This is a genomic window from Stenotrophomonas sp. STEN046 (assembly GCF_056759755.1).
On record NZ_JBRRDR010000068.1, the window covers coordinates 1 to 16174 of the forward strand.

Here is a 16174-nt window from a genome sequence, read left to right on the forward strand (position 1 = left end):
TATCGCTTGCTTTAAAACAATTAATAGTTGCTTGATCAAACGTCTGCAAGATGGACAATCATCCTTCCTGCAGGCGCCTTCACAAGATACCTGCGCATACTTTCAAAGATCCGGGGAAGTGGCCTCAGCGCCGTTCCCGTGTGCTGCGAAGTTTCCTTCGTAGCGAGCCGCCCATTATAGCCGGCTTTTCCGCCTCGTCAACACCTTTTTTCAAGGCCGTCTCACCGGAGTGGACGTTGTTGCCGATGCTGCTTCGGCGTTGGACCCGAGGGCCTTTCGTCGTTGCGAGCCGCCTATTATGCCGGACTTTTCGAGTCCGTCAACACCTTCGTTCGATCATCTCGTTCGTCGGTGGTGGCGTCGCTGTTGGCGTGGTGGCTTCCGAAGAAGTCGCCGCGCTGCAGCAAGGGAGCGAATTCTAGAGATCCTGCAGAATTCGTCAACACTTTTCTTTCACCTTGATGACGATGCGTCGGCTGCGTCATGCACAGTGGCCGCCGGATGCGCATCGCGGCGTTGCCCGCGCGTTGCGCGGTCAACGCCGCAGGCGCTATCAATAGCGGGATGCATACAGAAGAGAAGGCAATGGATACGCAGGCAGGACAGGGATGGTGGCGCGATCTTTCGATGCCGGCGATCGTTGCCGGCTTCATCACCGTGCTGGTCGGCTTCGCCAGTTCGGCGGTGATCGTGTTCCAGGCGGCGCAGGCGGTGGGTGCCGACCAGGCGCACATCGCGTCCTGGATGTGGGCACTGGGACTGGGCATGGGCGTGACCTGCATTGGTCTGTCGCTGCGCTACCGCGTGCCCGTGGTGACTGCATGGTCGACACCCGGCGCAGCGATGCTGGTCGTCGGCGCTGGCGGCGCCTCCCTATCGGAGGCCACCGGCGCATTCCTGGTGGCGGCGGTGCTGGGGATGCTGGCTGGCTTCTCGGGTGTGTTCGCACGGCTGATGAAGCGGGTACCGATGGCGCTGGCCGCCGGCATGCTGGCCGGAGTGCTGCTGCGCTTCGGCCTGGATGTATTCGTGGCGATGAACAGCCAACGCGTTCTGGCGCTGGCGATGTTCGCCACCTGGCTGCTCGGCCGCCGCCTGTTCCCGCGCTATGCGGTAATCGCCACCCTGCTGGTCGGCATCGCCATCGCTGCCAGCCAGGGGCTGCTGCATGCACAGCAGGTGCACCTGCAACTGGCGGTACCGCAATGGGTTGCGCCCTCGCTGTCATGGACGGCCATGGTCGGCATCGCCCTGCCCCTGTTCATGGTCACCATGGCCTCGCAGAACATACCCGGGGTGGCGGTGATGCGTGCCTCCGGCTACGACGCGCCGGTGTCACCGGTGATTGGCTGGATCGGCGTGGTCAACACGTTGCTGGCACCGTTCGGCGCCTACGCCTTGAACCTGGCGGCGATTACCGCGGCCATCTGCATGGGCCGCGACGCGCATGAGAACCCCGCGCGGCGCTACACGGCGGCGATGGCGGCCGGCGCCTTCTACATCGTGATCGGCTTGTTCGGTGCCACCGTGGCGGCCCTGTTCGCCGCCTTCCCCAAGGAACTGGTGGCCTGCGTGGCCGGCATCGCCCTGTTTGGCACCATCGGCAACAGCCTGGCCAGTGCCCTGGCGGTGGAACGCGACCGCGAGGCCGCGCTGGTCACCTTTCTGGTGACCGCCTCGGGCATGTCGCTGGGCGGGATCGGTTCGGCATTCTGGGGGCTGGTGGCCGGCAGCCTGTGCCTGCTGGTGCTGCGGCCACGCGCGCCGGCTCAGAGATAAGGCTGCAACATGCCCTGGGTAATGAAACGGAGCATGTAGATCAGGCCGAGGCAGACCACCACGGCCGAAGCCTTGGTACCACCACGACGCAGCAGCTCGGCGCGGATCCGGTTCGGCTGCCCGGCATGGGTGGCCTGCACGCGGGCCAGCAGACGGCTGCAATGGCGCAGGTACAGGCCGTTGGCAAAGATCGCCAGCGCGATGCGCGGCGGCAGCAGGGCGTAGGCGATCTGCGGCAGGCTGGCGTCGGCCAGCAGCATCAGGATGGGCAGCAGCGTGGTGACCAGATAGAAGCCCACGGCGGCCAGGTACATCCGCCGATGAACCATCCACAGGGTGCCGAACAGGAACGCGGGCCAGTTCCAGCGACGCGGCGGCTTCGGTACCGCACTGTCCACATGCCAGAAGCGCCGGTAGGTGGCAGCCTTGGGGCCGACGACCAGGGTCAGGTAATCGGCGTCATCCGGCGCGGCCGCCTCGTCGGCATCCGCGCTGGGTGCCAGATAGGGGTTCCCGCTGTCGGGCGGGGTCTGCGGATCGAGGGCGCTCATGCTGGCCATCCGTGCCAAGGGGAGCCTGCTATAGCGGCGCGCTGGAGAGGATCTGAAGCAGTTCGTGTCGTCCACCCGGTGCAACGGTGACCACATCCGGCCCCGCGTTCGCGGCCTCCAGGCACACGTAGTCGCGCCAGCCTTCGCCGACATCGGCCATCTTCGCGGCCCCTTCGGCACCGGGGTTCCATGCCACCAGTGAACGACTGCCTTCGGTGCGGATCTCGATACGCCGCTTGAGCACCGGATCACGCAGCACGTAGCGACCGCCGGCCTGGGTGTAGATGCGGTCGCTGCGGCCCGGATCGCGCGGATCGCGCAGCGACCACGGGCCCTGCTGGCGACGCGGCTGGGCGTAGTTCTCGAATTTGTCGAGGTAGTCCAGGCCATCAACGCCGTCGACCTCGATCTTGCCGGCATCGCCGACCCGGAAATAGTTGTGCAGGGCCTGGGTGATGCTGGCCGGGGCCTTGCCGATGTTCTCGGTGACCAGCTGCTGGCGCAGCTCACGACCGACACGGACGACCATGCTCAGGCGCAGACCGAGGTTTTCCAATGGCGGCGGCGCCATCGTCAGCTCGATGCTGCCGTCGTCGTGGCGGCGTGCCTGCTGCAGTTCCCACGGCAGGGTGCGCACGAAGCCATGGGCCGGTACGTCATTGCCCTGCCCCTGGCGGCCGAAGTACGGCCAGCACACCGGGCTGCCACCGCGGATGGGCGTGGGCAATGCTGCACGCTTGGGCGACAGCCACATCACATCCGGCTGGCCCTTGGGGATGAAGGACAGCAGCTGGCCACCGAACACACTGATGGCGGCGGTCGCTTCGGGGGTTTCCACCAGCCAGGCGTCGAGTCCCTGGAACTGGCCGCTGCTGACGCCCTTGATCTGTTGCACGCTGGATCGACTCCGGATGGCCGGCGACTGCACGGCGCTGTAGTTGTTGGGAAGGGTGAATCGGCTGGGCGTAACCGGCACCGGCGCCTGTGGCTCCCCTTGCAGGGCGCGCAGGATACGCTGGCCGGCGCGGCCATCGGCGTTGGCCCAGCCCAGGCGGCGCTGCTCGGCCTGGATGGCGCGGCGACTGGCCGTACCGATCATGCCATCGGCGGCACCGATGTCATGGCCGCGCGCCAGCAGCAGGGTCTGCAGCTGCCGGCGTTCATCGCGGCCCAGCCCTGGATCGTCGGTCGGCCAGGCGGTTGCCAATCCATTGCCGCCGCGCAGGCGGTCGGCCAGGGTGGCGATGGCCAGGGCATAGCTTTCGGCGGCGTTGTAGCTGTAGATCGCATCGTAATTGCGGAACACCAGCAGCGCCGGGCCCTTGCTGCCGGCCGGCAACAGCAGCGCGGCGCGTGCGTCGGCGGGCAGGCCAGCCGGTGCCAGCGCGCTGCCATCAAGACCAGTGACGCCCAGCGCGCGCCAGTCGGCCAAGGGCCTGCGCTGGGTGCGGCCGGCCTGGCCGGCGTTGAAGCCGGCAGGAATACGCACTTCCATGCCCCAGGGCTCACCGGTTCGCCAGCCGGCGCGCTTCAGGTAATTTGCGGTCGAGGCCAGCGCATCGGGAATGCTGCCGACCAGATCACGGCGACCGTCGCCATCGCCGTCGACTGCGATGCGGGCGTAGGTGCTGGGCATGAACTGGGTATGGCCGAACGCGCCGGCCCAGGATCCGGTCAGGCCCTGCGCCTGCAGATCGCCCTTGTCGATGAGCTTGAGCAATGCCAGCAGCTCGCCGCGGAAGAACGGTTGCCGGCGACCGGCACAGGACAGCGTGGCCAGGGACTGCAGCAACGGGCGCTTGCCGAAGACGCGGCCATAGTCGCTCTCCACGCCCCATACCGCGACGATGGTGGCGGTATCGACGCCGTACTGCGCCGATACGCGCTGCAACAGATCACGATGCTGCTGAAGACGGGCGCGGCCGTCGTCCACACGCTGGCGATCCACCAGCGCGGCCAGATAATCCCAGATGGGCGTGGTGAATTCCGGCTGCGCGTCGAGCAACGGCAACACGGAGGGATCAGGTTCCAGGCCAGCCGTGAGGCTGCTGAAGCGTTCGGCGGCAATGCCCTGCGCGGCGGCGGTGGCCTGCAGGCCGGACATGCAGCGTGCAAACGCAGGATCGACAGTTGCTGCCGGCGCGGCGCTGGCCGGTGGTACGGCAAGTGCGGCAGCCAGGCCGAGCGTGGTCAGAATGGGCATGGCGTCCTCCGTGTTGCCGGTGCAGAGGCCATGGTAACGCGGAGGGAGAGCACGGTTGGTCGAGATTGCCGGCCAGTGGCCGGCACTACCTGTGCCTAGGGTGAGGGGCGCAGGAGGCGCAGGCCATAGGCGGGATCGTCCGCATTCCAGGATGCCGCCACCTTCAGCCCCGCCTGCTGCAGCAGGTGTTCGAAACTGGCGTCGGTGTACTTGTGGCTGTATTCCACGCGGATCGGTTCGCCAGCACTGAAATGGAAGGTGCGGCCATCCAGATGGACGTCCTGCTCACGCTGGCTGACCAGGTCGGTTTCAATGCGCAGGCGCGCGGTGCTGTAGCGGGCCTGGTGACGGAAGCCGTCGAGATCGAAATCACTGCCGACCTCGCGGTTGAGGCGGGCTAGCAGGTTCAGGGTGAAGGCGGCGGTGATGCCGTCCGCATCGTTGTAGGCGGCCTCGATCAAGGCCGGATCCTTGTGCAGATCGATGCCGACCAGGGCCAGGCCCTCCTCGCCCATGGTCTGGCGCATCGCGCGCAGCAATGCGATTGCTTCGCCGTCGGCGAAATTGCCAAGGGTTGAGCCGGGGAAGAACAGCAGACGGCGCGTGGCGGGCCGCGCGGGTGCGGGCACCTGCACCGGCCGGGTGAAGTCCGCACAGACCGGCAGCATTTCCACCTCTGGCAGCGCGGGTGCCAGGTGATCGATGCTGGACAGCAGCGCGGCGCGCGAGATCTCGATGGGGGTGTAGGCGACCGGGTCCTGCAGAGCGGCCAGCAGCCGCGCCGTCTTGCGGCCGCTGCCGCTGCCCAGTTCGACCACATGCACGCGCGGCCCCACCGCCTGCGCGATCTCCGGCAACACCCGATCCAGCAGGGCCAGCTCGGTGCGGGTCGGGTAGTACTCGCGGGTGAGGGTGATCTGCTCGAACAAACGCGAACCGCGCGCATCGTAGAAATACTTGGAGGGCAGCTGCCGCGAGGCGTGCGACAGCCCTGCCACAGCGTCGGCCAGGATCTGCTGGCGGCCGGGGGTAAGGTCGGTCAGCGCCTGCAGCGCATCCTGCACGGTGCTCATCAAAGATCCTTTGCCAGGCGCAGGCCGGAGAACTGCCAGCGCGCAGGGGGCATGAAAAAGTTGCGGTAGCTGGCCCGCACGTGGCCGCGCGGGGTGGCGCAGCTGCCACCGCGCAGCACCCATTGGCCGCACATGAATTTGCCGTTGTATTCGCCGAGGTTGCCGGCGAACGGGCGGAAGCCCGGATAGGCGCCATAGGCACTGGAGGTCCATTCCCAGACATCACCGAACAGCTGGCGCATCCCGGCACCCTGCCCTGCGCCGGGATGCAGCCGGTCATCGTCGGCGAAATGGCCCTGCACCCGGTGCGTTGCCGCAGCGGCTTCCCATTCGAACTCGGTGGGCAGGCGCGCACCGGCCCAGCGGGCGCAGGCATCGGCCTCGTAATAGCTGAGGTGGCAGACCGGCGCATGCGGGTCGAGTTCGCGCCAGCCGGCCAGGGTGAACTCACGCAGCAGGTCGTCGTCCCAGTAGATCGGGTGCTGCCAACATTCGGTCTCGCGCAGCGCCCAGCCTTCACTCAGCCACCAGCGCGGATCGCGGTAACCACCGGCCTGGATGAAATCGCGGTACTCGGTATTGCTGACCGGTCGTTCCGCCAACGCATGTGCCGGCAGCAGCACGCGGTGCACAGGCGATTCATTGTCGTAGGCGAATGCGCTGTGCTGCGGCCATGCGGGCGCGCCGATGCTGACGATGCGTTCGCGCTGCTCGGACCAGCCCTGTGCGCTGGGGGCGCCGGGGACGATGGGCAGGTCGTCGCGGTACGCCGGCTGCAGCGGATTGCACCAGAAGGCGTGCTTGATGTCGGTGAGCAGCAGTTCCTGATGTTGCTGTTCGTGCTGCAGCCCCAGCTGCAGGTGCTGCAGGGTGTCGCTGCCCAGATCACCCTCGCGCAGCCGGGCCAGTACCTGCTCGTCCACGTGCTGCCGGTAGTCATGCACCTGCTGCAACGAGGGCCGCGACAGCAGGCCGCGTTGTGGACGCGCATGGGCCGGGCCGAGACTCTTGTAGTAACTGTTGAAGAGGTAGTCCCAGGCCGGATCCCACGGCCGGTGGCCCGGTTGAGCGGCCAGCACGAAGCGTTCGAAGAACCAGGTGGTATGGGCCAGATGCCATTTGGCCGGACTGGCATCGGCCATGCTCTGCAGCAGGGCATCTTCAGGGCTGAGCGGCGCGGCCAGCTGCATGCTGCGGCTCCGCACGTATCTGAAGTGGCGGTCGAGGTCGCGCTGCGGGGCAGCGACGGCGGCGGGTACGCTGTCCATGCGACCAGCTTCGACCGGGGCCGGTGAGCGCGATGTCATGGCGGACTGGCGCCGCATTCACAGCAGCCTTGAGCTACGGGTGGCGCATTCAAGAAGCGCGTGATTACGCCGCTAACGGCAATGCTGCGGCCGCGTCGTGACCGCGCTGGACTTCCGCGTGCCCCATCATCCGCTCCGTCAGCCTGTGCACTATCTGTTCGTGCTGCCCGCCGCGCTGGTTGCACTGGTGCTGTGGGCAAGCCTGGAGGGCGACGAGGTCGGCCGCGCCGGGCAACGCATCCTGCCCTGGCTGCTGGCCTGCCTGGGGGCGGGCCTGGCACTGCTGTACAACCAGGTGCGCACGCTGTGCCTGTTGCTGCTGGTGGCGGTGACCTTCGCGATATTGCACCAGGATCTGGGCCACTACCTGCGCGATGGCCGGGTGACGGCGCTGACGCCGCTGCGCTTCCACGCGATTTCGACCTGGCTGCCCTTGCTGTTTACCGCCCATGCGCTGTGGCCCGAGCGCGGGCGCCGCCGCCAGGACCTGCTGCTGCGGGCGACGATCAGCGGCACCGCCGTGGCGATCTTCATCCTGCTGGCGGTGCAGCAGCCGCAGGGCATGCACGATCTGTTGTCGAACCGGCACTTCAGCTGGATTCCCAGCAGCTGGAACGCGCTGGCACAGCTGCCGGCGCTGCTGTTCCTGCTGGCGACAGCGGCGCTGGGCTGGCAGGCGTGGCAGCGGCCGCGGCCGTTGCACACCGCCATGCTGCTGGCACTGCTGTGCCTATGGTGGATGCTGCCGCGGATCTTCCTGCAGCCGGTGCTGCTGCCGGCGCTGAGCGTGGCGACGCTGTTGCTGCTGCTGGGTGCGACGCTGCAGGAATCCTTCCACATGGCCTTCGGCGACGAACTGACCGGCCTGCCAGGCCGCCGTGCGTTCAACGAGACTCTGAAACGGGCCACCGGCACCTACAGCATCGCGATGGTGGATGTGGATCACTTCAAGAAGTTCAACGATACCCATGGCCATGACACCGGCGATGACGTGCTGAAGCTGGTGGCCTCGCGGCTGTCGCGGGTGGGCGACGGTGGCCGGGCGTTCCGCTACGGCGGCGAGGAGTTCGCGGTGGTGTTCCTGGACCGCCCGGCGGCGGCCTGCGTGGACGCGGTGGAGGCGCTGCGGCAGAGCATCGAACAGAGCCGGATGCAACTGCGCGACCGCAGTACGCGGGCCCGCGACGATACGCTGGGGCAACAGCAGCGCGGACGTGGCGGTGGCGGTGCGGTGGTGCAGGTGACGGTGAGCATCGGACTGGCCGACAGCCGGGTCGATCCGCGCCCGGCCGGAGTGGTGAAAGCAGCCGACCAGGCGCTGTATGCGGCCAAGGAAGAGGGACGCAACCGGGTGTGCGCGCACGGTGGCCAGCGTGTGCTTGCCGTGCGCGGCGGGCAGGCTCAGACCGCGTCGAGGTAGTACCAGCGACCGTCGATGCGCAGGAAGCGGCTGTGCTCGCTCATCTTCACCGCGCTGCCGCCATCGATACGATAGCGGGCGGTGAAGCGCACCTCGGCGCTGTCGGTACCGGTGCTCCGGTGGTCCTGCACGCTCAGGCCCAGCCACTGCGTGCGCTGGCCGGGTGCATCAGCAAGCGACAATTCGGCCGGACAGGTATCCGGATGCCAGGTGGCGCGCAGGTAATCCGGCAGCTGGCGCACGTAGGCGCTGTAGCGCGAACGCATCAGGCGCTCGGCATCCGGAGCGACTTCACCGGCATGGAAGCGACCGCAGCAGGCGGCGTAGTCGGCGGCCAGGCCGCAGGGGCAGGGATCGGTGGCGGGACGGGTCATGCGGGTATTGTCGCCGGTTCCCGGGCGGGCATCCACGCGCGGGATGGAACCGCGGCGGGACCGGCGTATGCTGTCGCGCCCCCTCATCGATAGAGCACCGTGCTGGAACTGATTCCTCCCGAGTTGTGGTGGCTGGTGGTGATCGCCTTCATCGCCGGCCTGGTCGATGCGGCCGTGGGGGGCGGTGGACTGGTGCAGTTGCCCGGCCTGTTCACGGTATTGCCGCAGCAGACCCCTGCGATGCTGTTTGGCACCAACAAGTTCAGTTCGATGTTCGGCACCGGCGCAGCCGCATGGCGCTATGCGCGCAACGTGCGTTTTCCGTGGAAACCGGTGCTGTTCGCAGCAGGGACGGCCTTCGTGTTTTCGTTCCTGGGGGCCACGGCGGTCAGCCTGTTGCCCAAGGACGCGGTGCGGCCCCTGGTGCTGGTGCTGCTGGTGGCGATGCTGGCCTACACATTGTGGAAGAAGGACTTCGGTGCGTTGCACCGGCCGCGCGAGATCGGCCGCCGGGAGTTGATCACCGCGCTGGCGATCGGTGCGGCGATCGGCTTCTACGACGGCTTCTTCGGTCCGGGCACCGGCAGCTTCCTGATCTTCCTGTTCGTGCGCTTCTTCGGGCTGGATTTCCTGCGTGCATCGGCGGCGTCGAAGGTGGTGAACCTGGCCACCAACGTGGCGGCGATCTCGTTCTTCGTACCGACCGGCAACATCCTGTGGCTGTTCGCGCTGCCGATGGCGGCGGCCAACATCATCGGCTCGGTGGTGGGGACCCGCATGGCGTTGAAGGGCGGCACGCCGTTCATCCGCAAGTTGTTCGTGGGGCTGGTGGTGGTGCTGATCGCGCGGATGGCGTGGGACACGTTCCGCGGCGCGTGAATGCGCCTGTGATCGGGCAGGTGCCAACCCTGGTTGGCACGATGTTTCCGGCGACCAAGCGCCGCCGGGCATGGCCCGGCGCTACCACGGCCGATCGAAGCCTCAGGCTTCGGCTTCCTCCGGTTCGGTGGCCTGCTGACGGCTGCGTTCGGGCAGCTTCAGGCGCCGGCCTTCTTCGTCATACTCGATCAGCAGCACGCCGGAGTCGTGGCGACCGCTGATCTCGACGAAGCAGGCGCCGCCGATGAACGGCTCCAGCGTCATCACCGACTTCAACGGGGTGGCGACCACCATCTGGAAACCGAAGTTGTCGAAGATGTTCATCGCCAGCGCGGTGAACTCGTTGTCGGCCTTGTCGAAGGCTTCGTCGAGCACGACGGCGGCGTAACTGGGCAGCTGGCTGTCGGCTCCGCCCAGCTGATAGCGCAGCGCGGCCGCCAGGCAGGTGGTGGCCAGCTTCTGCCGCTGCCCGCCGGACTTGCCGGCACCGCTGCGGTAGATTTCGACCTGCTGGCGCGTTTCCGCGTCCAGCTCCACGCCGATGAACTCCACGTGCATGCGCACGTCCAGCACCAGTTCGCGCCAGCGCTTGTCTTCGCCTTCCTGCGATCCCAGCCGGTTGACCAGCTGCCGCAGCACGGTGAACTGGTTCTCGGCCAGTTCGCGCTGCTCGGTCTGCTGCTGCGACAGCACCTCGCGCAGCTGCAGATGGAACTCCAGCACTTCGGGCAGGCGGCGATCGTTCAGCTCGATGGTCAGCAACGTGCCACGGTTGAACGGCACCTGCTCCAGGCTGGCGTTTACTTCATCCAGGCGCTGGCCGATCGACTTGCGGGCTTCGGCGCTGTGGCGCTGCAGGGCCAGCAGGTTGTTCTTGCTCTGGTTCTGCAGCAGGTCGAAGAAGCGCTCTTCGTGCTGCGGCAGGCCATCGCGTTCCAGGCGTTCGAGGCGGGCCAGGAAATCCTCGGCCGAGGCCACCGATACGGTGAAGTCGCCCGATTCCTCCGGCCACTGCTGGATGAAGCGACGGAAGCAGCCAAGCAGCAGGTTCTCGACGCGGTTGACATCCTGCTGCGACGAGGAGAGCTGCTCGTTCAGTGCGTTGCTGACCTGGCGCATGTGCGCTTCCAGCGTTTCCAGGCTCAGCGGGCCCTGCTCCTGCAGACGCTCGGCAAGGCCGGCTTCCTGTGCCTCGGCCAGATCGGGCAGCACCAGTGCACGGCTCTGCTGACGGGCACGATCCAGGCGGTCGCGTTCGCGTACCAGCTGGCCACGCTCGACACGCGTGTCTTCATAGGTGCGGCGCGCCTGCTCGATGTCGGCGCGGGTCGCGTCGATCTGCTGGGCGATGCGTGCCAGGTCGGCATTGCCTTCGCGCAGCGAATGCAGGCTGGCTTCGATGTCGGCCAAGCGCTGTTGTGGGGCGGCGACATCGATCTCGTTCCATTCGATGCCGACCAGCTGGTGGCAGGCCAGACGGCGCTCGTTGTCACGGTCGCGCTGGCTGCGCAGGCTTGCGATATCGGTATCGCAGCCGGCGATACGGCTTGCGAGCTCCTGCGCTTCCTTCTCGAAGACCGCCAGCCTGTCGCGGTTGCTGAAACCGAGCATCCAGCGACGGCGATCGGTCACCGAGCTGCGATCGTCCTTCTCGAAACGGTCGCCCGGGTGCTTGACCTGGCCTTCGCGGGTGATGCCGCGGTCGACGTTGCGCAGCTGCCTGGCATCCACGCACTCATAGTCGAAGCGCTTGCCCAGTTCGCGGCGCAACCAGCCTTCAAACACGTGGTCACGCAGCTCCAGCTTGTGCAGCAGCGATTTCGCCGAGGGCTCGCGCGCGAATGCTTCGTCGTTGCGACGCACGCGGTAGTAGGTGAAGCGCATGCCAAGGTGGGTACGGTTCACCCATTCGGCAACGTCGTTGTAGTGCTTGTCATCCACCAGCAGCGACTGCGCGAAACCGAACAGCACACGCTCGATCGCACCCTGCCAGCCCTGCTCTTCCGAACGGACCTGGATCAGCTCGCCAACGAACGGCAATGCAGCTTCGGGGATGCCGGTTTCTTCAGCCAGGCGGGCGCGCAGCTTCTGCATCGGCGCGGGAATGCTGGACGGCGTGCGCTGCATCGCCTCCAGCTCGCCACGCACTTCGGTGAAGCGCCGCTCGTCATCGCGCTTGCCACCCAGCCGTTCGCTGATGGCGTCGTCCAGCGCGCTCGACGCACGCTGGCGGTCTTCCAGTTCGGACTGTGCACGCTCGACCAGTTCGGCGAAGCCGTGCGCATCTTCAGGCAATACCGCCTGCAGCTTCTTTGCTGCTTCGTGGGCCTGCACCTGCTTGGCCAGGCGACGGTCGCGCTCGGCTTCGGCACGCCCCTGTTCGCGTTCCAGTTCCTCGATGCGTTCGCCGCCCTGCTGGCGGCGCTGCAGTTCCAGCTCGGCCAGGCGTTCGGTGTGATTGTCGAGCGCTGCACGACGCTGCGATTCTTCGCCGAGCAGGCCGCGATCGCGCGTATCCATTTCGCGCAGGCGCGCTTCAATCAGCAGCTGGCGGCGGCTTTCGCGGAAGCTGTCGATGCCCAGCTTCAGGGCCTCGTCGTCGCCACGGCGGCGGCTCATGGCCTGCAGGTCGCCATAGTGATCGCGCGCCGGCTGCAGGGTTTCGACCTGGCGGCGCGCGGTGACCACTGCCTGGTGGGCGCCATCGAGTTCGGCGAAATCGCTGACCAGTCGTTCGGCGGCGTCGAACGTCTTGGGCGTATCAAGCATGAAGTCGCGCAGGAAAACGTTCAGGTCACCGAGGTTCTTCGCCGACTGGGTCTTGTGCAGCAGCCGCAGCGCCATCTCGTTGTCGATGCCGAGCAGATGGCGGAAGCGTTCGGCATAGCCGGAGAACGTATCGAAGTGATGGACGTCGGCCAGCTTCTGCTTGAGCTTGCGCAGGTCCAGGTCGAAGCCACCGAGGTCCTTGGCGATGTCGAACGGGCGTTCGGCAATCATGTAGTGCTTGCGCACATCACCGGCGGAGGTGCTGCTGCCGGCAATCCAGAGCAGGCGCACCAGGCTGACCACGCGGCCATCACCGGCACGGTATTCCAGCACCAGTGCCGTCCAGGTCGCGCCCTTGCGCAGGTACTGGGTAGCAATTTCGCCGGTGCCGCTGTCCTGCTGGTCGGCCCAGGCGCCACGCACGTAGGACACAAGGTTACGGTCGCGGCCGCTGCGCTCGGCTTCGCGCGCGGCAGCGTTGAAGTCGACGATGGCCGGCGGCGTCAGCAGTGCGGACATGGCGTCGAGCAGGGTCGACTTGCCGGAGCCGGAACGGCCGACGAACAGGAAGCCGCGCTCGGCGATCGGCACCTCGGTCAGACCGTTGAAGGTGCCCCAGTTGTGCACCTGCAGGCGGCGCATGCGGAACTGCTGCAGACGCGGGTCCGGCAGGCCGTCGTTGAACAGGGCGGGAGTGTGCTTGGAAATGGCCATGCGGTACTCAGGTCTCTCAGGCTTCGGCAGCCGGGGTTTCACGCAGCTGGCGGTACACCGCCGAGAGCTGGGATACGTCTTCGGCGGAGAACAGCAGCTTCAACGCCGGCGAGACTTCGTGGCGGTCTTCCTGGCCACCGAGGCGGGTCAGGATGTGGTTGTCCTTCATCTTCTGCACCGCCGAAGCCACACGCCGGTTGAAGCCGGCGCGGTCGGTGGACAGGTTCTTCTCGTAGATGGCCAGCGCTTCGGCCATCTCGGCATCGGCCACCACCGCGCGGTTGCCACGCGCATCGGCTTCGCCCAGCTGCTGGCGCAGGTACAGCAGCAGCACCGAATCGATGAAGGTCAGTGGCGAGGTGCGCAGCAGTACCGGCGCATCGACATCCTCGGTGTCGGCCTGGCGGGTGAATGCCACGCCGCTGTCACGGTCGAGCACCAGCTCCAGGAACAGGTCCGACAGCGCCGAGCGGATGCCCGCTTCGCTGCGCAGCAGCGCCGGCCACAGCTTGGCGTGGCGCAGCTGGTCGATGCTGGGGCCGATCAGCAGCTGGCACAGCGCGCGGCGCGCATCCAGCGGCAGACGGCCGGTATCGCCCAGGTAGTACACGTCGTTGCCACGGCGCGGCTGTGCGGCAACCGGCGCGGCTTCGCCCGCATAGGGGTCGTCGGCCAGGTCGGCATGCGGTGCTTCAATGGGATCTTCATGCCAGCTCATGGCGTTTCTCCTGGGTAAACCAAACCAGCGGAATACGGGCACGGCGCACCTGGCCATCGCCACCGCGCCAGGTGGCAAGTTCCTGCTCGCCGGCGATCACGGTGCCAAAGCGCGTTCCCAGCGACAGGTAGCCGATGACACTGCCCAGTCCCTGCGGTGCTTCACGCTGCGACAGCGCCTGGGCGATGCTCAGCTTCGGCTGGCTGCCCAGCAGCTCGTGCAGGTCCAGGCGCAGGGTACGGAAGTCGATTTCCGAGGAAGCGACCAGATCACCGACGCTTTCCAGGCTGATCGCCGCCGCATCGTTGTATTCGACGTTGCCATCGACCTGGGCGCTGCGCGGGTCGTGAAGCTTCCATTGCGACCACGAGCGCAGGCGGCTGGTGGTCAACTGCAGGTCGCGACCGATCGCGCGCTGCGCCGGGAAGTCATCGCGCAGCGCCAGCGCTTCGGACTGTGCCTGCTTCAGCAGCTGGTTGAGGCGACGCTGTTCCAGGTAGCCACGGCTCTGCACGAAACCGCGCAGGCTGCGTGCGAAGTTCTGCAGCACATCGTGCACCTGGCCACCGCGCTCGAGCATGGTGCTGGTGAAACCGCGCAGGAAGTTGCGCTCGTTGCGGTCCAGCCGGCGGGCGAAGCCGCGCGCCAGCAGCGTTTCCAGCGCAGCATCGAGCTGGGCGCTCTGTTCGGCGTCGTTGAGCAGGCGCCAGAAGGCCTGGAAACTGCGGCCGGCGTCGCTTTCGCCGATCACGTCCACGCCTTCGAACAGCTTGGACAACACGTCGCCGCGCTCACCCTCGTCGTCGATGATGCGTTCGCGGAAATCACGGTTGAGCTGCTCGAAGTCGTCGCGCACGCGGCGGAAATCTTCGGTGAGTTCGTCGGCCAGGCCGATGATCTGTCGTGTACGTTCCAGCGCGCGCTTGCCGTCCAGTGCATTCACGCGGCCGGCGCCGACGCGGGCGATCTCGGCGTCGATGCGGTCACGCTCGTCGCGCAGCGCGGACAGGCGTGCGTCCGGATCGGCCTCGGTCTGTGCGGCCAGCTGCGAAAGCTGCTCGATCACCAGCGCCAGGCGGCTCTCGGTGGCGGCCACGCGCGCCTGCTCCAGACTGTCTGCGAAGCGGATTGCCTGCAGCGCCTGGGTGGACAGCTCGTATTGCTCCTGGTCGGCGCCTTCGGGCAGCCGCCGTTCCAGCCAGCCCTGCGCCAGCCAATGGGCGATGTAGGCCTGCGCGGTGCGCGGCAGCTCGCGCGACAGTTCGTCGCCGTTGAGCTGGTCCAGCGCGCGCTGCAGGCGCTCATTGAGCACCGACGCCGGCAGCATGCGATCGCCGTCCATCAACAGGCCCTGCAGCAGGCCGATGATTTCCGGAGCATGGTCGGCGGCGAGCAGCTTCCATTGCGGCTGTTCGCGCAGGTGGCGATAACGGGTGATGCGTTCGCGGTGCTTCATGCAGCGAGATCGTTCGAAAGGGCGCGGTGGCAGCGGCGCGCGCAGCAACGCGGCGCCGGCACGGCGAAGGCGGCGGCCATGCGGGGCCGCCACCGGGAGGCGACGGCGCTCAGCGCTTGCCGCCCACTTCGATGAAGCGCAGGAACTCGGCGCGGGTGCGGGCATCCTCGCGGAAGCTGCCCAGCATCTTCGAGGTGACCATGCTGACGCCGCGCTTGTGGATGCCACGGGTGGTCATGCACTCATGGGCGCCTTCGACGACCACGCCGACACCGACCGGCTGCAGTACATCCTGGATGCACTGTGCGATCTGCGCGGTCATCTTTTCCTGCACCTGGAAACGACGGGCATAGGCTTCAACCACGCGGGCCAGCTTGCTGATGCCCACCACCTTGCCGGCCGGCAGGTAGCCGACGTGCACGCGGCCGATGATCGGCGCCATATGGTGTTCACAGTGGCTTTCATACTCGATGTCGCGCAGGACGATCAGTTCGTCGTAGCCGGCGACTTCTTCAAACGTGCGTTCCATGTACGCGCGCGGGTCATCGCGATAGCCGCTGAACCAGTCGCCATAGGCTTCGGCCACGCGGCGCGGGGTATCCAGCAGGCCTTCGCGGGTGGGGTCCTCGCCAGCCCAGCGCAGCAGGGTGCGCACGGCATCCTCGGCCTGGACCTGGGTCACATCGCCCTGCGGGGCGGCCTTTTCGTTGTTCTTGCTCATTGCATACAGCGCCCGAACGGGGGGCGAGCATCGTACCCGACCGGGGGGTGGGTCGTCCTGTGGGGACGGTTCATCGGGGGGTTCTTCCGGCGCGTGCTTGGTATCGGTCTGGAGGGGGAGAGGGGGGGGGGGGCCGGCACCCCCCGCCCCCCCCAAAACGGGGGGCGCTGGGGCCACAACACCACACACCACAAACACACCCCCCCCCAC

Annotated in this window: 12 protein-coding genes; 3 read left to right on the top strand and 9 right to left on the bottom strand. The window is 67.1% G+C overall.

The genetic code is table 11. The features are described 5' to 3' along the window. Window positions 1-585: 585 nt before the first annotated feature. Window positions 586-1779 carry a benzoate/H(+) symporter BenE family transporter gene (locus ACVOLJ_RS20085; RefSeq protein WP_475280987.1) on the top strand — a complete coding sequence of 398 codons (1194 nt, stop codon included), beginning with the start codon at window positions 586-588 and terminating at the stop codon, window positions 1777-1779. Here ACVOLJ_RS20085 and ACVOLJ_RS20090 read toward each other — a convergent pair. The 4 genes from ACVOLJ_RS20090 to egtB all read right to left on the bottom strand — a co-directional run bounded on the left by ACVOLJ_RS20090 (window position 1770) and on the right by egtB (window position 6874). Further along, window positions 1770-2330, bottom strand: coding sequence for a DUF2628 domain-containing protein (locus ACVOLJ_RS20090; RefSeq protein ID WP_475280988.1), 561 nt, complete (start codon window positions 2328-2330; stop codon window positions 1770-1772). The two genes, ACVOLJ_RS20085 and ACVOLJ_RS20090, sit on opposite strands and share 10 nt — an antisense overlap. A gap of 28 nt (window positions 2331-2358) precedes the next feature. Next, a complete protein-coding gene (locus ACVOLJ_RS20095) occupies window positions 2359-4533 on the bottom strand; it encodes a lytic murein transglycosylase (RefSeq protein WP_475280989.1) in 2175 nt (724 codons plus the stop codon). Between the two features lie 95 nt (window positions 4534-4628). Further along, window positions 4629-5606: an L-histidine N(alpha)-methyltransferase gene (egtD, locus tag ACVOLJ_RS20100; protein ID WP_475280990.1), complete on the bottom strand. Its 978-nt coding sequence runs from the start codon at window positions 5604-5606 to the stop codon at window positions 4629-4631. After that, entirely contained in the window at window positions 5606-6874 is a 1269-nt protein-coding gene (gene egtB, locus ACVOLJ_RS20105; protein ID WP_475280991.1) for an ergothioneine biosynthesis protein EgtB, read from the bottom strand. Before egtB ends, egtD begins: the two co-directional genes overlap by 1 nt. A 157-nt stretch (window positions 6875-7031) precedes the next feature. Here egtB and ACVOLJ_RS20110 point away from each other — a divergent pair, with 157 nt between their 5' ends. Beyond that, window positions 7032-8333 (top strand): GGDEF domain-containing protein, encoded by a 1302-nt coding sequence (locus ACVOLJ_RS20110; RefSeq protein WP_475280992.1) that lies wholly within the window; start codon window positions 7032-7034, stop codon window positions 8331-8333. Here ACVOLJ_RS20110 and ACVOLJ_RS20115 read toward each other — a convergent pair. Beyond that, entirely contained in the window at window positions 8315-8707 is a 393-nt protein-coding gene (locus tag ACVOLJ_RS20115; protein ID WP_481564925.1) for a YchJ family metal-binding protein, read from the bottom strand. The two genes, ACVOLJ_RS20110 and ACVOLJ_RS20115, sit on opposite strands and share 19 nt — an antisense overlap. A gap of 99 nt (window positions 8708-8806) precedes the next feature. Here ACVOLJ_RS20115 and ACVOLJ_RS20120 point away from each other — a divergent pair, with 99 nt between their 5' ends. Beyond that, window positions 8807-9586 (top strand): sulfite exporter TauE/SafE family protein, encoded by a 780-nt coding sequence (locus ACVOLJ_RS20120; protein ID WP_475280994.1) that lies wholly within the window; start codon window positions 8807-8809, stop codon window positions 9584-9586. 102 nt (window positions 9587-9688) lie between these two features. Here the strand turns inward: ACVOLJ_RS20120 and ACVOLJ_RS20125 are convergent, their stop codons facing one another. From ACVOLJ_RS20125 to folE, 4 genes are all read right to left on the bottom strand, one after another. Continuing rightward, complete coding sequence (locus ACVOLJ_RS20125; protein WP_475280995.1) at window positions 9689-13069, bottom strand: ATP-binding protein; 3381 nt, start codon at window positions 13067-13069, stop codon at window positions 9689-9691. Between the two features lie 16 nt (window positions 13070-13085). Then, window positions 13086-13787 carry a DUF4194 domain-containing protein gene (locus ACVOLJ_RS20130; protein ID WP_481564926.1) on the bottom strand — a complete coding sequence of 234 codons (702 nt, stop codon included), beginning with the start codon at window positions 13785-13787 and terminating at the stop codon, window positions 13086-13088. Then, window positions 13774-15243, bottom strand: coding sequence for a DUF3375 domain-containing protein (locus ACVOLJ_RS20135; RefSeq protein WP_475280997.1), 1470 nt, complete (start codon window positions 15241-15243; stop codon window positions 13774-13776). Before ACVOLJ_RS20135 ends, ACVOLJ_RS20130 begins: the two co-directional genes overlap by 14 nt. Before the next feature lie 109 nt (window positions 15244-15352). Then, window positions 15353-15964, bottom strand: coding sequence for a GTP cyclohydrolase I FolE (gene folE / locus ACVOLJ_RS20140; protein ID WP_089241981.1), 612 nt, complete (start codon window positions 15962-15964; stop codon window positions 15353-15355). Between the last annotated feature and the right edge of the window lie 210 nt (window positions 15965-16174).